The sequence below is a fragment of the Bacillus sp. LR_5 genome (assembly GCF_042709275.1).
Genome location: NZ_JAVAXX010000086.1, coordinates 1 through 22,132, shown reverse-complemented (window position 1 = coordinate 22,132; position 22,132 = coordinate 1). Strand labels below are relative to the sequence as shown.

Annotated in this window: 17 protein-coding genes and 1 pseudogene; 4 read left to right on the top strand and 14 right to left on the bottom strand. The window is 47.0% G+C overall.

The features are described 5' to 3' along the window. Positions 1 to 79: 79 nt before the first annotated feature. On the bottom strand, positions 80 to 1,219 hold the full coding sequence (gene acdA / locus RAC86_RS17865) for an acyl-CoA dehydrogenase AcdA (protein WP_377885911.1): 1,140 nt from the start codon (positions 1,217 to 1,219) through the stop codon (positions 80 to 82). Beyond that, positions 1,216 to 3,333 (bottom strand): heterodisulfide reductase-related iron-sulfur binding cluster, encoded by a 2,118-nt coding sequence (locus RAC86_RS17860; RefSeq protein WP_101172249.1) that lies wholly within the window; start codon positions 3,331 to 3,333, stop codon positions 1,216 to 1,218. Before RAC86_RS17860 ends, acdA begins: the two co-directional genes overlap by 4 nt. 154 nt (positions 3,334 to 3,487) lie before the next feature. On the opposite strand from RAC86_RS17860, the gene cls (RAC86_RS17855) reads away from it, so the two are divergent. The 3 genes from cls (RAC86_RS17855) to RAC86_RS17845 all read left to right on the top strand — a co-directional run bounded on the left by cls (RAC86_RS17855) (position 3,488) and on the right by RAC86_RS17845 (position 6,012). Then, positions 3,488 to 4,684, top strand: coding sequence for a cardiolipin synthase (cls, locus tag RAC86_RS17855; protein WP_038429782.1), 1,197 nt, complete (start codon positions 3,488 to 3,490; stop codon positions 4,682 to 4,684). A 12-nt stretch (positions 4,685 to 4,696) separates the two neighbouring features. Then, positions 4,697 to 5,659 (top strand): UV DNA damage repair endonuclease UvsE, encoded by a 963-nt coding sequence (gene uvsE / locus RAC86_RS17850; RefSeq protein ID WP_101172250.1) that lies wholly within the window; start codon positions 4,697 to 4,699, stop codon positions 5,657 to 5,659. Positions 5,660 to 5,739: 80 nt separating this feature from the next. Continuing rightward, the gene (locus tag RAC86_RS17845; protein WP_003227597.1) at positions 5,740 to 6,012 is read left to right on the top strand and encodes a hypothetical protein; all 273 of its coding nucleotides are present in this window, start codon (positions 5,740 to 5,742) and stop codon (positions 6,010 to 6,012) included. Positions 6,013 to 6,053: 41 nt separating this feature from the next. Here the strand turns inward: RAC86_RS17845 and RAC86_RS17840 are convergent, their stop codons facing one another. The 9 genes and pseudogenes from RAC86_RS17840 to arfM all read right to left on the bottom strand — a co-directional run bounded on the left by RAC86_RS17840 (position 6,054) and on the right by arfM (position 17,521). Continuing rightward, complete coding sequence (locus RAC86_RS17840; RefSeq protein WP_101172251.1) at positions 6,054 to 6,578, bottom strand: dihydrofolate reductase family protein; 525 nt, start codon at positions 6,576 to 6,578, stop codon at positions 6,054 to 6,056. 9 nt (positions 6,579 to 6,587) lie between these two features. After that, a complete protein-coding gene (locus RAC86_RS17835; protein ID WP_033883377.1) occupies positions 6,588 to 8,315 on the bottom strand; it encodes an ABC transporter ATP-binding protein in 1,728 nt (575 codons plus the stop codon). A gap of 88 nt (positions 8,316 to 8,403) precedes the next feature. Continuing rightward, entirely contained in the window at positions 8,404 to 9,906 is a 1,503-nt protein-coding gene (gene cls / locus RAC86_RS17830) for a cardiolipin synthase (protein WP_003242612.1), read from the bottom strand. Between the two features lie 130 nt (positions 9,907 to 10,036). Continuing rightward, positions 10,037 to 10,245 (bottom strand): annotated as a pseudogene (locus RAC86_RS17825) (YitT family protein); the annotation flags it as partial. Between the two features lie 193 nt (positions 10,246 to 10,438). Beyond that, positions 10,439 to 11,110 (bottom strand): respiratory nitrate reductase subunit gamma, encoded by a 672-nt coding sequence (gene narI, locus RAC86_RS17820; RefSeq protein WP_003242665.1) that lies wholly within the window; start codon positions 11,108 to 11,110, stop codon positions 10,439 to 10,441. Further along, complete coding sequence (gene narJ / locus RAC86_RS17815) at positions 11,107 to 11,661, bottom strand: nitrate reductase molybdenum cofactor assembly chaperone (RefSeq protein ID WP_110109506.1); 555 nt, start codon at positions 11,659 to 11,661, stop codon at positions 11,107 to 11,109. The genes narI and narJ overlap by 4 nt, the downstream gene beginning before the upstream one ends. A 25-nt stretch (positions 11,662 to 11,686) precedes the next feature. Continuing rightward, complete coding sequence (gene narH, locus RAC86_RS17810; RefSeq protein ID WP_015250997.1) at positions 11,687 to 13,150, bottom strand: nitrate reductase subunit beta; 1,464 nt, start codon at positions 13,148 to 13,150, stop codon at positions 11,687 to 11,689. After that, complete coding sequence (locus tag RAC86_RS17805) at positions 13,140 to 16,826, bottom strand: nitrate reductase subunit alpha (RefSeq protein ID WP_377885910.1); 3,687 nt, start codon at positions 16,824 to 16,826, stop codon at positions 13,140 to 13,142. Before RAC86_RS17805 ends, narH begins: the two co-directional genes overlap by 11 nt. A gap of 218 nt (positions 16,827 to 17,044) precedes the next feature. Then, a complete protein-coding gene (gene arfM / locus RAC86_RS17800; protein ID WP_014478284.1) occupies positions 17,045 to 17,521 on the bottom strand; it encodes a Crp/Fnr family transcriptional regulator ArfM in 477 nt (158 codons plus the stop codon). A gap of 143 nt (positions 17,522 to 17,664) precedes the next feature. Between arfM and RAC86_RS17795 the strand changes: the two genes are divergently transcribed. Next, on the top strand, positions 17,665 to 18,384 hold the full coding sequence (locus RAC86_RS17795) for a YwiC-like family protein (protein ID WP_021480832.1): 720 nt from the start codon (positions 17,665 to 17,667) through the stop codon (positions 18,382 to 18,384). Between the two features lie 31 nt (positions 18,385 to 18,415). On the opposite strand, the gene fnr is transcribed toward RAC86_RS17795, so the two are convergent. The 3 genes from fnr to argS all read right to left on the bottom strand — a co-directional run. Continuing rightward, entirely contained in the window at positions 18,416 to 19,132 is a 717-nt protein-coding gene (fnr, locus tag RAC86_RS17790; RefSeq protein ID WP_014481215.1) for a fumarate/nitrate reduction transcriptional regulator Fnr, read from the bottom strand. A 98-nt stretch (positions 19,133 to 19,230) separates the two neighbouring features. Further along, positions 19,231 to 20,418, bottom strand: a complete 1,188-nt coding sequence (gene narK, locus RAC86_RS17785; protein WP_014478287.1) for a nitrate transporter NarK — start codon at positions 20,416 to 20,418, stop codon at positions 19,231 to 19,233. 135 nt (positions 20,419 to 20,553) lie between these two features. Continuing rightward, on the bottom strand, positions 20,554 to 22,132 hold a 1,579-nt coding region (gene argS, locus RAC86_RS17780; protein ID WP_377885909.1), incomplete at its 5' end, for an arginine--tRNA ligase.

The following is a 22,132-nucleotide window of genomic DNA, read 5'->3' as shown; positions in this document are numbered from 1 at the left end:
ATAAAACAGAATATGCTACCCTTAACAGCGTTAATTTAAATAATTTTACAAGAGTGATCCGACTGAGAGATGTTTTCCGTTAATCCGCGAGCATTCTGGAGATGACCAGTCTTTGAATTTCTTGAGTGCCTTCATAGATTTGCGTGATTTTTGCATCACGCATATAGCGTTCTACCGGATAATCTTTTGTATAGCCGTAGCCGCCGAAAATCTGCACGGCTTCGGTCGTTACCTTCATCGCCGTATCTCCAGCCATCAGTTTGGACATGGCGGAAGCTTTTCCATATGGGAGGCCCGATGATTCTAACCACGCAGCCTGATAGGTCAATAGCCTTGAAGCTTCTATCATTGTCGCCATATCCGCGAGTTTAAAAGCGACGCCCTGCTGCTCGCCGATCGATTTTCCGAATTGCTTTCGCTCTTTTGCATATTGAAGCGCCGCATCAAGCGCTCCTTGGGCGATGCCTACGGCTTGTGCAGCTATGCCGTTTCTGCCTCCGTCAAGCGTCTTCATCGCGATTTTGAAGCCTTCTCCTTCTTCTCCGAGACGCTTTGATGCGGGCACTACACAATCTTCGAACATGATTTCCGTTGTCGGTGAAGAACGGATGCCCAGCTTCTTTTCTTTCTTGCCTGTAAAAAATCCTTCAAAATCCTTTTCTACTATAAAAGCGGTAATGCCTCTTTTCTTTTTCTCGGGATCGGTGACAGCAAAAACAATGTAAATATCAGCAACGCCGCCGTTTGTGATAAACACTTTGGAACCATTCAACACATAGTCATCGCCGATTCGTTCAGCTGTTGTTTTCATGCTGCCGGCGTCAGAGCCAGACCGTGCTTCGGTCAAAGCGAATGCGCCGATTTTCTCTCCGAGGGCCAGCTGTGTTAAGTACTCTGTCTTCTGTTCCTCCGTCCCAAAGGCAAACAGCGGCCAGCTGCAAAGAGAGATATGGGCGGAAAGCGTCACTCCGGTGGAGGCGCACACTTTTGACAGCTCTTCCACCGCGATGACGTAGGCTAAATAGTCACTTCCAATTCCGCCGTAATCTTCAGGCCATGGAATTCCCGTCAGGCCCAGATTTGCCATTTCCCGAAACAGCTCGCGATCGAAGCGTTCTTGTTCGTCCCGTTCAGCCGCTGTCGGGGCCACCTCATGCTTCGCAAAATTGCGCACCAATTTTCGTATCATCTCATGTTCTTCTGATAATGAAAAATTCATTGCTTCTCCCCCATTTTCAGATCAGCGCCTAAAACGGATTGAGCCAGAAGCTCGACGACGTCGTACGTTTTGACTTGGTCTTCGACTTCCTTCGCCTTTGTGCCGTCCCCAAGCATGGTGAGACAATACGGACAGCCAGAACTGATCACCGATGGGTTGACTGCGAGCGCTTGCTCTGTCCTGGCGACGTTAATCCTGTTGCCTGTTTCTTCCTCCATCCACATTAATCCCCCGCCGGCTCCGCAGCACATGCCGGTTTCCCGGTTTCTCTCCATTTCAACAAGCTGCACGCCCGGAATGGCTTTCAAAATCTCTCTCGGCGGATCATAGACTTCATTGTACCGGCCCAAATAGCACGAATCATGGAAGGTAATCGTCTCATGAAGCGGGTGCTGCGGTCTTAATTTTCCGTTTTTCACAAGCTCGGCCAGCACTTCTGTATGATGATAAACCTCGCCTTCAAATCCGAAATCCGGATATTCGTTTTTAAATAAATTGTATGCATGGGGATCGATCGTAACGATTTTTTTGACATCATTTTTTTCAAATTCAGAAATATTCTTCTCAGCCAGCTCTTGGAACAAAAATTCATTTCCGAGGCGGCGCGGCGTGTCTCCTGAATTTTTTTCTTTATTGCCGAGGATCGCGAAGGACACGCCCGCGTGATTGAGCAGCTTGGCAAAGGAAATTGCGATTTTCTGGCTTCTGTTGTCGTAAGACCCCATGGAGCCTACCCAGAAAAGGTACTCAAATTCTTTTCCTTCTTTTTTCATTTCTTTTACAGTCGGAATCTCAGCATCCGGCGCCTCGTCACGCCAATTTTCACGTTCCTTGCGGTTGAGTCCCCACGGATTCCCTTGCCGCTCAATACTTGTCATTGCGCGCTGGGCGTCACTGTCCATTTTTCCTTCTGTCAGTACGAGGTAGCGGCGGAGGTCGATGATTTTATCCACGTGCTCATTCATGACCGGGCATTGATCCTCACAGTTCCGGCAAGTGGTGCATGCCCAAATTTCTTCCTCTGTGATGACGTCGCCGATCAAGCTTGGATTGTAATCAAGCGCCGCTGCGGCTTCCTGCGATCCGTTGCCCGCTGACGCCGCAGCCAGCTGATTGCCTCTCGTATGCCGAAACGCTGCTGCGGGCACCCATGGGGAGCGCGAGGTGACGGCAGCGCCTTTTTCCGTGAGATGGTCTCTGAGACGCAAAATCAAGTCCATCGGAGAAAGCATTTTTCCGGTGCCTGTTGCAGGACACATATTTGTACAGCGGCCGCACTCGACACACGCGTACAGATCAAGCAGCTGAGACTGTCTGAAATCCTCAATTTTTCCCGCTCCGTAGCTTTCTTTCGTTTCGTCGGTAAAATCAATTTTTTCAAGTTTTCCGGCAGATTCCATTCGATTGAAAAAGACGTTTGCCGGGCCGGCGATTAAATGGGCATGCTTTGACTGAGGCACGTACACTAAAAAGCTAAGCAAGAATAGGAGATGGATCCACCATGCGATATAGAAAATCACCGCCGCGCCTGTTTTCCCGACACCGCTAAGCATAAACGCAATACCTGAGGCAATTGGCTCGCTCCAAGAAAGCCCATGCTCATGCCAAATCAGATTCATCCCGTTCCCAAGCAGAACGGTCAGCATTAACCCTCCGATAAAAATAAGAACGAGTCCGGCTTTGAAACCGCGTTTCAGCCTCACGAGCTTTTCGATATAACGTCTGTAGAATGCCCACCCAACAGCAATTAAAATGAGAAACGTAACAATTTCCTGAAAAAAGGTGAAGGCGGGATAGACCGGGCCAAGCGGCAGATTCCGGCCGGGAGCCAGTCCTTTGATGATAAAGTCAATTGCTCCGAACTGAACCAATATAAATCCGTAGAAAAACATGACGTGAATGATTCCGCTTTTCTTGTCCTTGAGCAGTTTTTTCTGTCCGAATACATTCACCCATATGGCGTGAAGCCGTTCCTTGAACCGTTGATCAAATTGTTCTTTCTGGCCGAGCTTGATGTAGGCCAGTCTCGTTTTGACCAAGTACACAAACAAACAGACAGCGTAAGCGGTTACAATCAGAAATAATAATGCATTTGCGATGAGAAAGCCGCTCATTCCAATTCCCCCTTTTTACTGATAAAGACCGCGATCCCCTACCCCCGAATCTGTATAAGATTATCTTTATGATAAATAATGAATGAGTGTTCAGTCAATAATTAAATTCCTGCTGTTCGGGCACACTACCTTTACTACGGAAAGGAGTGCCGGTATGAAGGTATTTATCGTGATTATGATCATTGTCGTTATTTTCTTTGCCTTGATTCTGCTTGATATCTTCATGGGCCGTGCCGGATACAGAAAAAAGGCGTACGAGCCTGTTTTTTCAAAAAAGAAGAGTGACATCGAATTGATCCACTGCGGCGCTGATCTCGTTGAGCGGATGATGAATGATATTCGCCAGGCCGCCTCTTCTGTTCATATGATGTTTTTTATTATGAAAAATGATGAGGTCAGCCACAATATGTATACCTTGCTGAAAACAAAAGCCCAAGCTGGCGTATCCGTTTATTTGCTTCTGGATTGGGCGGGCTGCCGGGCAATTAAAAAAACGGCGCTGCAGACGATGAAAAATGCCGGCGTCCATGTCCATGTGATGAATCGTCCCCGTTTTCCTTTTTTCTTTTTTCACATGCAAAAACGGAATCACCGGAAGATTACGGTGATAGACGGAAAAATCGGTTATATCGGCGGATTTAATATCGCCGAAGAATATCTTGGAAAGAAGGCGAAGTTCGGCAATTGGGAGGATTATCATCTGCGCATGATGGGAGAAGGCGTACATGATCTTCAAACGCTTTTTGCTTCTGATCTAAAACGTAATACCGGAATCGTTCTGGGTTCGGATGTTTGGCCAAAGCTTCAGCAAGGGGCTATTTCTCACAAGATATATGCGACCGACGGTTATTCCCTTGAAAACATATACTTGGCCAACATTGCACAAGCGAAGAATCGCCTTACGGTTTGCACGCCTTATTACATTCCATCAAAACCGCTTCAAGAGGCCCTTATTAATGCAAGAAAAAACGGCGTATCCGTGAGAATCATTGTACCGATGAAATCAGACCATCCGCTGGTACGAGAAGCAGCTTTTACGTATTATTCGGAGCTCTTGGATGCCGGCTGTCTTATTTATCGTTATTATCAAGGGTTTTATCATGTAAAAGCCCTCATCATAGACGACCATCTCAGCATAATCGGAACAGCCAACTTCGATAAACGGAGCCTGTTTTTAAATGAAGAGGTGAATGTCGAAATTGATGACGAAGCGTTTACAAGTGAAGTCTATGCCACGATTGAGGAGGATATGAAAAAGTCGGAGCTGCTGACGATGGAGGATTTCAGCAAGCGCACATTCAGGCAGCGCCCGGCGGAATGGCTCGGCAGGGCATTATCTTATTTCTTATAAAGGAGAGTTCCTATGATTTTCAGATTCGGGTTCGTTTCAAATGCGATGAGCCTTTGGGATGCGTCTCCCGCTAAAACATTGACATTCGCGCGTTATTCAAAGCTTTCAAAGACTGAAAGAAAAGAAGCGCTTCTGACTGTGACAAAAGCCAATTTGCGTAATACGATGAGAACCCTTCACTATATCATCGGCCACGGCATTCCTTTGTACCGTTTTTCCAGTTCGATTGTGCCGCTGGCTACGCATCCCGACGTGATGTGGGATTTTGTAACACCGTTTCAAAAAGAGTTTCGGGAGATTGGAGAGCTTGTTAAAACACATCAACTGCGAACAAGCTTTCATCCAAATCAATTCACTCTGTTTACGAGCCCGAAGGAATCCGTCACAAAAAATGCGGTAACCGATATGGCGTATCACTACCGCATGCTTGAGGCCATGGGCATTGCTGATCGCTCCGTTATCAACATTCATATTGGCGGCGCTTACGGAAATAAAGACACCGCCACTGCACAATTTCATCAAAATATAAAACAGCTGCCGCAGGAGATCAAAGATCGGATGACACTTGAAAATGATGATAAAACATATACAACGGAAGAAACGCTTCAGGTCTGTGAGCAGGAGGATGTTCCGTTTGTCTTTGACTTTCATCATTTTTACGCCAATCCAGACGATCACGCCGACCTGAATGTAGCACTGCCCCGCATGATCAAAACGTGGGAGCGGATCGGCCTTCAGCCAAAGGTTCACTTGTCTTCCCCAAAATCGGAGCAAGCGATACGCAGCCACGCCGATTATGTTGACGCCAACTTTTTGCTGCCGCTGTTGGAACGCTTTAGGCAATGGGGAACTAATATTGATTTCATGATTGAAGCAAAGCAGAAAGACAAGGCGCTTCTCCGCTTGATGGATGAATTAAGCTCCATCCGCGGTGTCAAACGCATCGGGGGCGGTGCGCTGCAATGGAAGTCATAAATGTGCAAAAATAGGTTTACGACTTGTCAGCTTTGGGAACTTAGGCTATATAAGACAACAATCGATGGAGGAGAAAGATCATGAAAAATATCAAGTCTCTGAAAGTAGCCGCACAGGCCTTTACTTTAAGAAATTTGATTCATCTTTATAAAATGTGCCATTCCGGAAGCCACGAGGTTTATATTTATTCAAAGAAAACGATGTGCAAAATCAAAAGCTTAATTGAGCTTGAAACATTCCGCATGGCTCATAATGAAAAGGAATATCTGATCGTAGTTGAAGGAACAAAAGCATCACAGCTCATTGAAAAATTCCAAAATCTCATCGAGCCTGCTGAGAGAGAAGCGCTCTAACTTACATACAAAAAAGGATAGACATCTGTCTATCCTTTTTCTTATGCTCTTACATAATGGAGCTGAACCGCTTGTCCAAATTGTTTTGTCCCTTTTAACCGCAGTTTTGTTTCATTTGTTAGTTCGTGAAACAGCGGGATGCCGCTTCCTAAAACGACGGGAATAACAGTGATGATGAATTCGTCGATGGCATCTTCTTTCATAAAGGCATTCACAAGCTCTGCCCCGCCAGCTATCCAGATGTTTGAGCCTTTTTCCTGTTTCAAACGGGCAGTGAAGGCTCTGGCTCCCTCATTGATAAACGTCACATGTTCATCTTGATAACTGTCGGGCGATCCTGTAAAAACATAGCAGGTTTTATCCTGATACGGGAAAACCGGTGTTAGCACTTTAACGTGCTCATATGTGCTCCGCCCTAGAATGACTGTATCAACAGTCTGATAAAAATCACTGTAGCCGTTGTCGCCTTCACCTTCAAATTCATCCGGCCAATCGATGCTTCCATCTTCTTTTGCGATCATCCCGTCCAATGAAACAGCAATGTACAGCACAGTTTTTCTTTCCATGTTCTCCTCCTATCGATGCACCATTTGCCCGAATTGCGCTTGATGCAGCCTGCTGTATAGGCCTCCGGCTTCGATCAGGTCTTGATGACGGCCTTGTTCTTCAATACCGTTGTTTGTGACGACTACAATTCTGTCCGCGTCTTTGATCGTCGCCAGCCTGTGGGCGATGACAAGCGTCGTGCGCCCCTCAGACAACTCTTGAAGCGCCTTTTGGATCGCCGCTTCCGTCTCTGTATCAAGAGCTGAGGTGGCTTCGTCGAGAATCAAGATCGACGGATTTTTCAAGAACATCCTTGCAATTGACAGACGCTGTTTTTGCCCGCCGGAAAGCTTCACGCCGCGTTCGCCAATCATAGTATCCAACCCATCGGGCATGTTATGGACGAGCTCTTCCAGATGCGCCTGCTTCACAGCTTGCCAAATGTCTTCTTCAGATGCGCCTAATCGGCCGTAGGCGATATTTTCTCTAAGCGTGCCCGAGAATAAGAAAACGTCCTGCTGCACGACGCCAATCTGCCCGCGCAACGAAGAAAGCGTCATGTCTTTTATACTGATGCCGTCAATCGTAATGTCGCCCTCTGATGCTTCATAAAAACGCGGAAGCAGACTGCAAAGCGTTGATTTCCCCGCACCTGACGGACCGACGAACGCCACCGTTTCCCCCGCTTGAATGGATAGGTTGATGTCATTGAGGACATTGTGATGGTCATCATAGCCAAACGAAACATGTTTATAGCGGATATTGCCCTTCAGGCCGGAAACATCTTTCGCATCAGGCGAGTCCTGAATATCCGGCTCTGTCTCCATGAGCTCCATATAGCTTTTGAAACCCGCGATCCCCCTCGGATACATTTCGATAATGGCATTAATTTTGTCAATAGGCCTGAACAGCACATTCGTCAGGAGCACAAACGCCACAAATTCCCCGTACGATAAGGAGCCGCGAATGACAAACCACGTCCCGCACAAAAGGACAAACAGCGTGACAAACCGGGTCAGCATATAGCTGATTGAACCGTTTTTCGCCATGATTTTGTAGGAAGAAAGCTTTGTGACACGAAAACGCTGGTTATTGACGGCGAAACGTTCTTTTTCAAACGCTTCATTTCCGAACGCCTGCACAAGCCGGATGCCGCCGATGTTATTTTCTACACGCGCGCTGAAGTCTCCGATATCCTTGTTCAGCGTGGTAAATGCTTTGGTCATTTTTTTGTTGAAATAAAGCGCTAGCCAAATGACGATCGGCATAATGATAAACGTTAATAAAGCAAGCTGCCAGTTAATAAACAGCATCACTCCGAACGCCCCGAGAATGGTCATGACCGCAATGAATAAGTCTTCCGGACCGTGATGGGCGACTTCACCGATATACATTAAATCGTTCGTGAGCTTCGACATCAGCGTTCCCGTCTTGTTGTTGTCGTAAAATTTGAACGAGAGCTTTTGCAAATGGTCAAAAAGCGACTTTCTCATATCAGTCTCAATATTGATACCAAGCATGTGTCCCCAGTAGGTCACGATATACTGAAGAGCCGAGCTGAGCGCGTACACCGCAAATAACCCGATTGAGGTCGCGATGATAAGTCCCCAGTCCCTGCCCGGCAGCAAGGTATCAATAAAATAATTGACGATCAAAGGAAAACTCAGCTCCATTAAACCTCCCGCGATCGCTGAGAAAAAGTCGAGAAAGAACAACGTTTTATATGGTTTATAATATGAAAAAAATTGCCGCAGCACCCTATCTTCCCCCAATGTATAAATAACTGATAATATTTCTCAATTATACTATACACGGGCTGTTTTGAAAGATTAGATTTCTTTTTTCTTACAGAACACCTGAAAACAGGCGGGCAAATGACTCTTTTGTCCGGTCAGCCACGCCTCTTTTATAAAAGCCGACAGGGCTGAGCTTTTCACTTTCCTGCATATCCTCCTCAAAATGGGCCTCAAGGGTTCGGATCGCTTCGGCATCCGTGAAGAACACATTCACTTCAAAGTTGAGCTGAAAGCTGCGCATGTCCATATTCGCGGTACCGACGGAGGCGAGATCGCCATCAATGATCATAACTTTTTGATGCATGAAGCCTTTTTGGTAGGAGTACACTTCAATGCCCTCAAGGAGCAGCTCCGGGAAATAGGACCTCGACGCGTATTGGGTCAAAAAGCTGTCGTTCTTCTCCGGCACCATAACCCTTACCTCAACCCCCTTTGTCGCCGCTGCTTTTAGCGCCGTGCGAATGGATTCATTGGGGACAAAATAGGGCGTGGCGATCCATATTGATTTCTGCGCTGAAGAAATCATTTCATAATAAAGATCGCTCATGCTTTCCTTCATGTCAGGGCCTGTCGCGACAATTTGATAAATGCCTCCTCCTTCCACGGGAACCGGGGTATTGTACTCCTCTTGATCAATTAACACTTCATTGGAGACGTATTCCCAATCCAGCATAAAGATAGCGTGGAGCGTTTGCACAATTTCCCCCTCAAGCCGCAGGTGTGTATCTCTCCAAAATCCGATGTACGGATCTCTGCTGATATATTCCTTCCCAACATTTAATCCGCCCACAAAACCGGTTTTCCCATCGATGATCACGATTTTCCGGTGATTTCTGAAATTCAGCTTCTGGTTGAAAAACCCGTATTTCAGCGGAGAAAACGGGACGATGTCCACCCCCGCTTGTTTCATTCTCATAATATCTCTTCTTGCCAGCTTCATGCTTCCTGCCGCATCGTATAAAAACCTCACCTCGACACCCTGGCGCGCTTTCTCCATCATAATATCCATCATGCCGCGTCCGAGCATGTCTGATTTAAACATGTAGTATTCAATATGTATGTAAGATTCCGCTTTTCTCATTGCTTTGAAAATGTCCGGGAAGGTTTCTTCGCCGTTTTTCAGCACTTTGATGTTGCTTTTCGTATTGATATTCATATGGGCAGCCCTGATGGAATATGTAAAGAACCTCTCTTGATTGTCCTTCAGCCCTGTCACTTCGGGCGTTTCCTCCTTGTCAAACAGCTTCCTGAGCTTTTCCCTGTTGTACATTCGTTTTGTCTTAAACAGCTTTCCCTTTACATAAAGCTGTCCCGAAAACAGATAAAACACGTAGCCGACAATTGGAAAAAAGACAAGAATATGGATCCATAGCAGCGTGTGCTGCGAGGTGCGGTTTTCAAGAATTAATGAATAGATGCTGAACAAAATAATGCTTATATAGCAAAGCAATCCTCCGTAAAACTCAAGCCTGGAAACCGGAAAAAACCAAATGACATATGCCCCGATGAGCATCATATATAAAAAGAAAAATTCCAGTCTCCTTTTCAGCATCCTGATTCTCTCCAATCTGATTCAATTACCTCTGTATTACCTCTTTTTTCTAATCGATAAACCTTGTAAGTAAAAAACCTCTCCGCCAAAAGAGGAGAGGTTTAGAGAAAACTAACTGTCACGGAATTCATCCGCATCGTTTCTGCAGAAATAAAGCAAGACTATTGGCAACGCCGAGTGAAGCCTGATGATACAACATGAGCGGCAGGCCGAACCCGCTCAGCACTCCGGCAAGCGCCGAAAAAGAGGCGGCGCTGTGACTGCAAATACGGTGGATAGAGTGAATTTGATACCCATTCTGATGAGAGAAAATATATAAAACGGGATATTGATCAGAAAGATATAAGGAGCTAGTCAGGCTGAGTCATAATCTGCTGTTCCGCCGGTTTAAAATGAGTAAAATCCGTTTTATTCTTGATGTTATTTCCAAATACAAACACAACAGGATTCCCGGCCGCCCAGCCATTACCTTTTCAGAAGATATCTTATGTTTTCATCAAGATAAAAAAATCCCCCTCTTCAAGGGGGATTTTCACGAGCGTTTCCGATATACAACGTAGCTGCGGGTCAGATACTTGAGCGGCAGACTGAACACATGAACCAATCTCGTAAACGGCCACAGGATAAAAACGACGTATCCTATCACAATATGAAACTTAAACCATAGCGGGACACTCTCCATCAAAGAGGCGTCAGGCCTGAACAAAACGATTTCCCTGAACCAGGGCCCGACTGTGGTCCGGTAATCAAATCCTTTCGAATCAATGTTGAGAAACGTGGCCGCAACGCCTGACAGCATCATGAACAGCAGCAGGAGGAGCGTAAGGATATCGGATGGCGAGCTCGTTTTGCGGATTCTTTTGTCAAACAGCCTTCTGTACGTCAGGATGACAAGTCCGGTACATGCCGCAATGCCCGCCGGCAAGCCAGCGCCAATCGCCATTTTGTGATACATATGCTCTGAAATGCCAAGGGAAGCATACACGCCTTCTGGGATCAGAATCCCCATGACATGCCCGCCGACAACGCACAGCAGTCCCCAGTGAAAAAGTGTGCTGCCCGCCGCAAGTTTTTTCTTTTCTAACAGCTCGCTTGATTTCGCCGTCCAGCCAAATTGGTCATGCTGGTAGCGGTAAATATGGCCGCCGATAAAGATTGTCAATACAATGTATGGCATAATACCCCAGAGGATCTGCCCGCTCATGCCTGAACAGCCCCTTCAACGCTTTCACGTACGCCAATGTTTTCAAGCGCGGCCAGCAGCACGTGCAGCAGTTCAGCGTATATACTGTCATTTTTTTCGAGACGGGATGCCAGCTCCCTCACATTGGACAGATATTTCTCAAACACGCTTCTCGCTGCTTCAATTTCTGCAGCCGCAGCAAATTCCAGCATCAGCGGCAGATAATCAGGCAGCTCTTTCTCTGTCGGCAGAAAACCGGATTGCTCGTATGTGTTTTTTAAATGCAGCAATTCAATGCCGCGTTCCCTTTGCTCGCCCGAGTTAAAGTAGGTGACATACATATTTGTTTTTTTTCCAAAGTCGAACGTATAGACATAGTGTTCAATCAGCGCTTCCGGTGAAAAGCTGGCTGACGCCTCGAAAAAGTGCAGCAGCTTCTCTCGGATTTGCCGGTTGCCGATTTCATGGATAAGAGCCTTCCATTCGGGAATCTCGGCTCTCCACTCTTCATCCGGATAAGAGAGAAGAGAGGAAAGAGCGGAGAACGTAATTTGCCGGTCTGTGGTGTTCATCTTGTTACACCTCATTTATCAAAAGTTAGAAACAGGAGCCGGGGCCGCCTGAAAATGATAAGCCGCAGCTCCCTTGTTCAGCATATAAATCTGAAACTTCTTCTCGATGACTGCTCGGTATCACAAAGCGGTCATCATATTTGGCAATCGCAAGCAGCCGATACATATCTTCAATTTGCTGTTCTGTTAAGCCGACACTGGAGATCAGTTCCGGGTCGATTGATTTATTCGTCTGGTTCGCTCTCATATACTGGCGCATGACAGACATTTTCTTTAACGTTGACCGAATATGATCCGTATCACCGGCTGTTAACAGCTGCGCCAAATAATCAATCGGGATTCTCATTTGGTCGATAGCCGGAAAAATATCTTCTGCGGATTGCCGGCTGCCTTTTCCTTCAAAGAGATTCATAATCGGACTGAGCGGCGGAATGTACCACACCATTGGCAGCGTGCGGTACTCTGGATGAAGCGGCAGCGCAATCTTCCAGTCAATGATCATTTTATAGATCGGCGATTGCTGCGCAGCCTCTATCCATTCAGCCGGAATGCCTTGTTCTTTTGCCAGCTTGGCAACCTCAGGATCATTTGGATCAAGAAAAACGTCCAATTGGGAATGGTAGAGATCCTTTTCATTTTCAACAGATGCCGCTTCCTCCACTTTGTCCGCGTCATACAGCATGACGCCGAGGTAGCGGATTCTGCCAACACACGTCTCAGAGCAGATGGTTGGCAGTCCCGCCTCCAAACGCGGAAAGCAGAGTGTGCATTTTTCCGCTTTGTTCGTTTGCCAGTTAAAATAGACTTTTTTATAAGGACAGGATGAGACGCAATATCTCCATGAACGGCATGCGTTTTGATCCACAAGCACAATGCCGTCCTCCTCGCGTTTGTACATGGCGCCGGATGGACAGGATGAGACGCACGCCGGGTTGATGCAGTGCTCGCAAATACGGGGCAAATACATCATAAAGACCTCATCGAATTCTGTTTTGATCGATTCCTCCATCTTTTGTACGTTGGGATCTTCAAGTCCCGTTATGTGGCCGCCCGCAAGATCATCCTCCCAGTTCGGTCCCCATTCGATATTCATGAAATCCCCCGTCAAGGACGATTTCGGGCGTGCTACTGGCTGGTGTTTTTTCTGCGGGCTGTTCGTTAATGTTTCATAATCATAGTTCCAGGGCTCATAGTAATCATCAATCGACGGCTGATTCGGATTATAGAAAAGGCCTGCAAGCCGATTGGTTTTCGAGCCCGATTTCAGCTCGAGTTTTCCTTTTTTCAATGTCCAGCCGCCTTTGTATTTGTCCTGGTCCTCCCATTGCTTTGGGTAGCCGATGCCCGGCTTTGTTTCTACATTATTGAAGTACATATATTCCGCACCGGAACGGTTTGTCCACGTGTTTTTGCAGGTAACGCTACACGTGTGGCAGCCGATGCATTTATCCAAGTTCATGACCATACCGATTTGCGCTTTAATCTTCAAGCCAATCGACCTCCTTCAGCTTGCGGATGACGACGTTCAGGTCGCGCTGATTCCCCGTTGGACCGTAATAATTAAAGCCGTAGCTGAGCTGGGCGTAGCCACCGATCATCTGTGTCGGCTTGACGTGAATCCTTGTCGGGCTGTTATGGGTGCCTCCGCGGTTATTCGTCAGCTTTGTTCCTGGCACGTTGATGTGGCGGTCCTGGGCATGGTGCATAAACGCCATTCCTTTAGGAATCCGATGAGACAAAACGGCTCTCGCGACGACAACACCGTTTCGGTTAAAGCATTCAATCCAATCGTTGTCTTTGATATCCGTGTCCTCTGCATCATCTTTATTCATCCACACGGTTGGCCCGCCGCGGAACAGCGTCAGCATTGGCAGAGAATCAAAATACATGCTGTGGACAGACCATTTATTATGCGGCGTCAAATAATTGAGGACGATTTCTTTTCCCTCTTGATCAGGCCGCTTGCTCAGAAACGGGCGATGCTGGAGGATCGGTTTGAATGTCGCCATCGTTTCACCGAATTCCATCATCAGTTCATGATCGACATAATAGGATTGTCTGCCTGTCAGCGTCCGCCACGGGATTAATTTTTCAACATTCGTCGTAAACGGCGAATACCTGCGCCCTCCTTTTTCAGAGCCGGAAAACGCTGGAGACGTGATCACCGTTTTCGGCTGGGCTGTAATTTGTTCGAACGTAAAGCATTCTTCCTCGCGTTCTTCCGCCAGGTCTTTCAGCTTCAGGTTCGTGATGTTTTCAAGTGATTCCCATGCTTTGACGGCGACCTTTCCATTCGAAGTGGATGATAGGGTTAAAATCGCTTCTGCTGCCTGCTTTGCTTCACTTATATTTGGACATCCCTTTGCGACACTGTCCGAGGTGATTTCTCCCAATCTCTGTTTGAGTGATTCATATTCATCGGCTATTGACCAGCTCATCCCTTTTGTTCCGCTCGGCTTTAAAGCAACGTTCGGACCAAGTGCAGTCATTTTATGAAAAATGTGTTTGTAATCCCGTTCAACGACTTGGATGTTCGGCATCGTTTTTCCCGGAATGGCTTCACATTCGCCTTTGCTCCAGTCATTGATTTTGCCGAATGGCTGGGCCAATTCCTGCATGGTGTCGTGGAGGAGCGGCGTCGCAACCACTTCTTTCACGGGCTCCATATCGACTTCTTCTGCCAGATCGGAAACGGCTTTTGACAGCGCCTTGAAAATATCCCAGTCTGACTTCGATTCCCACGGAGCCGAGATCGCCGGAGCAAATGGATGAATGAACGGGTGCATATCTGTGCTGCTGAGATCGTGTTTTTCATACCATGTCGCCGCCGGCAGCACGATATCGGAATACAGCGCCGTACCGGCCATTCGGAAGTCAAGATTGATTAACAAGTCGAGCTTTCCTTCCGGCGCCTGCTCCCGCCATTTGATTTCTTCAGGGCGGATGCTGTCGCTATCGTCATTCATTAAACCGTTCGTCGTCCCCAGCAAATGCTTGAGAAAATATTCATGCCCTTTTCCTGAGCTTGAGATCAGATTTGCCCGCCATACGAAGAGATTTCTTGGAAAATTCACTTCATTATCAGGATCTTCAATCGCGAATTTCAGTTTTTTCTCTTGGAGCTGTGAGGCCACGTACGCACCAACGTCTTCAGGTGTTGCTGCCCCTGCTTTTTCAGCTTCTTTATACAGATCGATGCCATTTTGATTGAAAGTCGGGTAAGACGGAAGCCACCCCAGCCGCGCGGCCAGCACATTGTAATCAGCGTGGTGCTTGTAGCGGGATGACGCAGCAATCGGCGATGCCAAATCACTGATCGGCTGGTCCTCATAACGCCACTGATCTGTCGCAAAGTAGAAAAATGAGGTGCCGTTTTGCAGCTTAGGCACGCCCTCCCAGTCCTTTGCAGTTGCAATCGTCTGCCACCCTTCAGCAGGTCGGAGCTTTTCCTGCCCCACGTAATGGGCCCAGCCTCCGCCGTTTACGCCTTGGGCGCCTACAAGTAAAACAAGATTTAACACCGCTCGGTAGATCGTGTCGGAGTTGAACCAGTGGTTAATGCCGGCCCCTACGATAATCATGGACCGGCCGTCTGTATCGATCGCATTTTGGGCAAACTCTCTGGCAATCTTAACGACAGCTTCTTTTTTGATTCCTGTCATTTGTTCCTGCCAGGCAGGCGTAAACGGCTCAGGATCATCATAGGAGACAGCCGATCGTTTACCGATGCCCCGGTTCACGCCGTAGTTAGCCAATATCAAGTCAAACACGGTCGTGATGTACGTTTCTTCACCGTTCAGGTTCATTTTTTTAATAGGAAGATCCCGCTCGAGCACTTTGTTTCCGTCATTTGAAAAATACGGGATGCGCACCGTGCCGATTTCGTCCTCTATTCCCAGCACAGAGAGACAGGGTTCAATCGGTTCCCCGGTTTCTTCATCAATCATGTGCAGGTTCCATTTCTGCTGCCCGTCCCAGCGCGAGCCCATTGTCCCTTGGGGTATGGCAAATGAACTTGTCTGTTCATCCCAAACCGCAGGCTTCCACTGATCATGCTTTGTCTTCCGCCCGATGTCCTTCGCATGCAGAAACCGTCCCGCTGTGTATACGCCATTTTCTTTTGACAGAGTGACGAGAAATGGAAAATCAGTGTATTGCTTCGCGTACTCAATAAAACGTTCAGTTTCTTGGTTCACGTAAAATTCCTGCAGAATAACGTGACCCATCGCCATCGCAAGCGCCCCGTCAGTCCCTTGGCGAATACTCAGCCAGTCATCCGCGAACTTTGAGGATTCCGCAAAATCTGGACTGATCGAAATGACCTTAGCGCCTTTATAGCGGGCCTCCGCCAAAAAATGCGCGTCAGGCGTTCTCGTTAACGGAACGTTGGAGCCCCATGTGATAATATAGCCGGAATTGTACCAATCACTGCTTTCCGGAACGTCCGTCTGGTCACCCCAAATTTGCGGGGATGCTGGAGGAAGATCCGCATACCAGTCATAAAAACTGAGCATAGGGCCTCCGATTAACGACATAAACCGGGAGCCTGATGCGTGGCTGATCATGGACATGGCCGGAATCGGAGAAAAACCGACGTTTCGGTCAGGCCCGTATTTCATCACTGTATACAGCAGAGAGGCTGAAATCAGCTTCAGCACCTCCGGCCATTCAGCGCGCACAAAACCGCCTTTCCCTCTCGCCTGTTTATAGGACTTCGCTTTTTCAGGGTTTTCGACGATCGATTTCCAGGCTTCCAATGGATTTTGATGCGTCTGCAATGCCTCCCGCCACAAATTGATCAGCACACCGCGCACGTATGGATATTTCACACGGAGCGGGCTGTAGATATACCATGAAAAACTGGCCCCCCGCGGGCAGCCTCTCGGTTCAAAATCAGGCATATCCGGGCCTGTTGATGGATAATTCAAATTTTGCCCTTCCCACGTGACAATTCCGTTTTTCACATAAATATTCCAGCTGCAAGACCCTGTACAGTTAACGCCGTGGGTGGAGCGAACGACTTTGTCGTACTGCCATCTGTTTCTGTATACATTCTCCCAATCGCGATCTTCGCGGGTGGTTTGGCTATGTTTATTTGAATGGTGTTCGATAGGAGAGAAATAATTCAATCTCCTAAACAACGGACTCCTTTTCTTTTTCTTCATGAGAGTTCACTCCTTCCGAGTCAGGTGATGCTAAGTTCACTATAAACAGAGACAGCGTGTTTCCTTGTGAACTATGTCACACACTCTGCTTTTTTCACAAAATGTTCACACAAAGGAGAAGGAAGGCTTTTCACAGGATGTGAGGAAGGCTGCGTTCAGGCAGAACGCTTGGGTCATTAGCTGCCTTTCATTCAAAGATCAAAAAAAACCGGCTCTATTTAAGAACCGGGCTCAGCGTTTTCATCCTGTGATGTATGCAAATACCGCAAAAATAATTGATAGGAACAAAAAACATTTTGCTGAAGCATAGCCAAAAAGTTCATTTGCAGCTGCGGATGATAAGACATCATTTTCTTAAATATGTAATATGGGATGTTGAGAATCAGAATGTCTGAAGTGGCATTGACTGAGATAAAGGGCGATAAATAAAGCCCGCCTTTTTCATCAATCGGAAACACATCGCCTTTTTCCCACAGCGCAACGGTTTTCGACCCTTCAGGGAGCCTGCTGTCCATGAAACGGACACTGCCTTTTAATACAATATAAACAGATTGAGAATGAAGAAAAGATGGAGACTGATCACATGAGCCGCGGATAAACGTGCCGTTTTTCAGCAAGGTTTCGACAATGGATAGAGGCACTTCATTAAACATAGGAAGTTGTTTCAGAAATAATAAATAGTCACACTGATTCATAGGAAAACCTCCTGTGCTAAGGATAGCTTTAGTGTAGCTCGACTGAGCCTGTACAGCAGTGATGTATTTCACAGCCTGTATGATGAATGTCACTTATCAGGAGGGTGACTGCATTTATAATGAAAGAAAAAAGGAGGATTTCGATGAAGGCGCTGATTCCGAAGCAGCACGGCGCGTGGGCGATGCTGCTGATCCCATTTTTACTCGGCATGGCCAAGGGAGGCCCCGTTATTTGGCATATTCCGCTCTTCCTAGGCTGGCTTTTCCTATACTTAGCGGTTTATCCCGTTACGCTTGCCTTAAAAAAGAAACAAAGCAAACCATATCAAAAGTGGATGTGTTATTACGGTTTTCCCGCCTGCTGCTTTTTGATGATCTCGGTCTTTCATAAGCCGCCTCTCATCTGGGTGGGCGTTTCTTTACTGCCGCTGTTTCTCATACATATGTATTTTGCCCGCCGAAAAAACGAACGAGCGCTATTGAATGATGTTGCAGGTGTCTTGTTCTTTTGTTCGGGCGGGTTTGCGAGCTGCTGGCTGGGGATGGGAACCCTCGACGGCTGGGCTTGGTTTATTTTCTTGCAGTCTGCTTTATTTTTTATCGGGAGTTCCTTTTATGTGAAATCGGTGATTCGTGAAAGAAAAAACAGGACATTTGCATACTGGTCATGGGGGTATCACCTGCTGCTCCCCTTTTTATCCGCTCTTTTCGGAGCAGGATGGGCATTTCTCGCTTTTATCCCGAGCAGCTTGCGGGCATGGTTTTTTCATGGCAGGGATTGGCCCGTAAAAACGATTGGCATTCTGGAAATTGTGAATGCCTGCTTCTTTTTTGCCGTCATGTGCCTCTTTATGACAAGGTAAAAAAACAAGGACACCGCTGTCCTTGTTTTTTTCAGTCAATATTGCAAATCTCCAGCGGGCAATTTTCACACTCAATCTCACATCGTAAATAGTCCCGCTTGTGCAAAATAATTTTTCCGGATTCGTCTATCGAAATAACCCCTTTTTTGCGGAGATCTCCCAGCATACGGTTGATGCTTTCCCGTGCAGCCGCGCAAAACTTTGCCAAATCCTGATTTGTCAGGACAATGTTAATCAGAATGCCGTCGCTTCGCTCCACTCCGTAGCTGTTTGATAAACGGATAAGGGTGGAATAGAGCGCCCCCTTTTTGCCATGAAGAAGCAGATCCCTGATTTTGGACTGAATCTTCCGGAGGTGCGTGCTCATCCATTTCATGAACTCAAATGTCAAAGCGCCATTTTGGATTAATTCTTTTTCCAGCTTATTTTTATTAATGACGAGCACCTCGCCATCCTCTAGCACTTTTGCACTGAGCATATACCTCGGTTCTTCAGTGAAAAGTGTTAATTCTCCGACGATATCATGCTTTTGGCAGATTCTAAGCGTCAGGTCTTTTCCGTCAGATGTCAGCTTGCCGATTTCAATGAGTCCTGATTGAATCAGATAAAGCTCTTCTGCATCCATTCCTTCTCGAAACAAATACGTGTGTTTTTCCATTTTTCTTTTCGTGCTGATCGATTCCAGCAATTCATGCAGATCGCTGGATATAAGATCACTATCAGATGGTCGAACAGAGAGAAAATTCATGAGCTCACCTCGAAGAAAGTCACGTTGTGTGTTTATTGTAACGTGAATTGATTTGTACCCATCGAGAAAAAACTAACAATCTTGTGAATGCCCCAGTATTAGTTGATGCTCTGGCTGTTTCTCTCCGTGTGTGTTTTCATTCTTTCCTGCCAATACATCCATATGACAAGGACAAAACTGGCTAACGCCACCTCTGAAAGCGCCATAAACCCGATCGCGTACTGGCCTGTTGCCTGAAATACACTCGCCAATATGAGCGGAGGAAAAAAGCCGCCTAATCCGCCCATGGCAGACACAATCCCATTGGCAATCCCCGCTTGCTTCGAAAAATAGAAAGGCACCAGTTTAAAAACAGTCCCGTTTCCTATGCCTGAGCAGACGGCCACGGTTAATGATCCAAACGTATAAAGGCCGATTGTCGGCGAGAACGATAGGATAATGCCTGATAATGTAAGCCCGGCAAAAACAAACATCAAGATGCGGAGCGGGCTCATTTTATCAGCCAGGAATCCGCCCGCAGGCCTGAGCAGCGTAGAAACCGCAATAAAGCCAGCCGTCCGCAAGCCGGCATCTGCAGGATTCAGCCCAAAATGCTCCACCAGAAAGTTCGGCAGATAGATAGTGAAGGCGACAAAGGCACCGAACGTAATAAAATAAAACAGGCTCAGAAACCATAGCACATGATTTCGGTAAACGGCTTTGATTTGAGTCTTAACAGAAACTTTGACCTTCTTCTCATGCCTGTCGCCAAACAAAACGTGCAGTAAGGCAAAGACAGCCAGCAAAACCAGATACATCTGCACGGTTGATTTCCACCCGACGGCTTGAGCGATAACCGGCGCTGCAAATGTCGTAACGGCTGTCCCGATATTTCCTGCACCGTAAATCCCATTGACGACACCGTGCTTTTCTTTCGGATAATATTTCGGGAGGGAGGTCACTCCAATGGAAAACACCGCTCCCCCGATCCCTAAGAAAAAGCCGCCTGCGATTAAATCAAACAGAGAATCCGCGATACTGATCCAAAATACAGGAAATAAAAGCAGGATGAAGCTGACCATAAACATGAGCCGCGCGCCAAACCTGTTCGTTAAATACCCTAAAGGAATGCGGAGAAGCGACCCGAGGATCACAGGAATCGCCGTCACCAAAGAAATCTCACCCTTGCTTAAATGAATATCTAATGTGATTTGGGAAATGAGTGATGAAATCAGCACCCAAACCATAAACCCTGCCACCAAGCTTAATGACTGTAACGATAATTGAATGTGTTGACGGTTGATCATTTGGCTTGCCCCTTTCAATGATTCAATAATCAGTCTTATCATACAAAAACTCGCCAAACAGGATTGTGAATTACATCACACGTTTTTCTCATAAAAAAAGGACAAAGCCCGAAGACTTTGTCCTTTTGATCGTGATTACATTTTTTCCGGAGCCGATACGCCGATCAGCTGAAGCGCATTGTTCAGCGTAATTTGCGTTGCCTTCATTAAAGCCAAGCGCGCGCGGCTCTTCTCTTCATTTTCAGGGTCGATGACTTTCTCTGCGTTGTAGAAGCTGTGCAGAGCAGAAGCCAGATCATAAATATAGTTTGTGACACGGTGCGGAATTCGTTTTTCCGCTGCTTCCGCCACTGCCTCTGGGAAGCCGCCGATCGTTTTCAGCAGATCATATTCTTTTTCTGATTGAATATGGCTGAAATCAAGATCTGCCGCCGGTTTAAGTCCCTGCTCTTCCCCTTGGCGAAGCATGCTGCAAATACGGGCATGCGCGTATTGTGCATAATACACAGGGTTTTCGTTAGATGTTGATACAGCAAGATCTAAGTCAAAATCCATATGGGTGTCTGCACTTCGCATTGCAAAGAAGTAACGCACGGCATCCAAGCCGACTTCTTCAATCAGGTCACGCATCGTTACGGCTTTACCGGTCCGTTTGCTCATTTTCATTTTCTCGCCGTTTTTGTAAAGGTGAACGAGCTGAATGATTTCTACTTCAAGCGTTCCTTTTTCATAGCCCAGCGCTTCGATTGCCGCTTTCATACGCGGGATGTAGCCGTGGTGATCGGCGCCCCAAACGTTGATCAGCTTATCAAAGCCGCGGTCAAGCTTGTCCTTATGATACGCGATATCAGGAAGAAGGTACGTGTACGTGCCGTCCTTCTTGATCAATACGCGGTCTTTATCATCGCCGAAAGTCGTGGAACGGAACCAAGTCGCGCCGTCTTCTTCATAGACATGGCCTTTTTCGCGGAGTGCTTCAAGCGCCTTGTCGATTTTTCCATTTTGGTACAGTGAAGTTTCTGAATACCACACATCAAACGGCACACGGAAGTTTTCCAAGTCCTTGCGAAGCTTTTCCAGCTCGTATTTCAGGCCGTATTCACGGAAAAACGCGAGGCGTTCACTTTCCTCTTCGTTAACGAAACGATCACCGTATTCCTCAGCGAGACGCTTTCCGATCGCAATGATATCCTCACCGCGGTAGCCATCCTCCGGCATCGGTTTTTCCAATCCGAGTGCTTCAAAGTAACGGACTTCAACAGAAAGCGCCAGATTGTTGATTTGGTTTCCCGCATCGTTAATGTAGTATTCGCGGCTTACATCGTAACCCGCTTTTGAAAGCACGTTGCACAAGGAATCGCCGACAGCCGCCCCGCGCGCATGCCCGAGGTGAAGGTCTCCCGTCGGATTCGCTGATACGAATTCTACCTGAACTCGTTCACCGTTTCCGATGTTCGTTTCCCCGTATGCTTCCCCTGCTTCCAGTACAGACGGAATCAGCTTTGTTAAATATTGATTGTTCATATAGAAATTGATAAAACCCGGGCCGGCGATATCCAGTTTTTCAATCGAAGCCTTTCCTTTATCAAAATGAGCGACAATCTCTTCAGCGATTTGACGCGGCGCTTTTTTTGCCACTCTTGCCAACTGCATCGCCATATTCGTTGAGTAGTCGCCGTGTGTTTTATCTTTCGGTGTTTCTAAAACAACATTG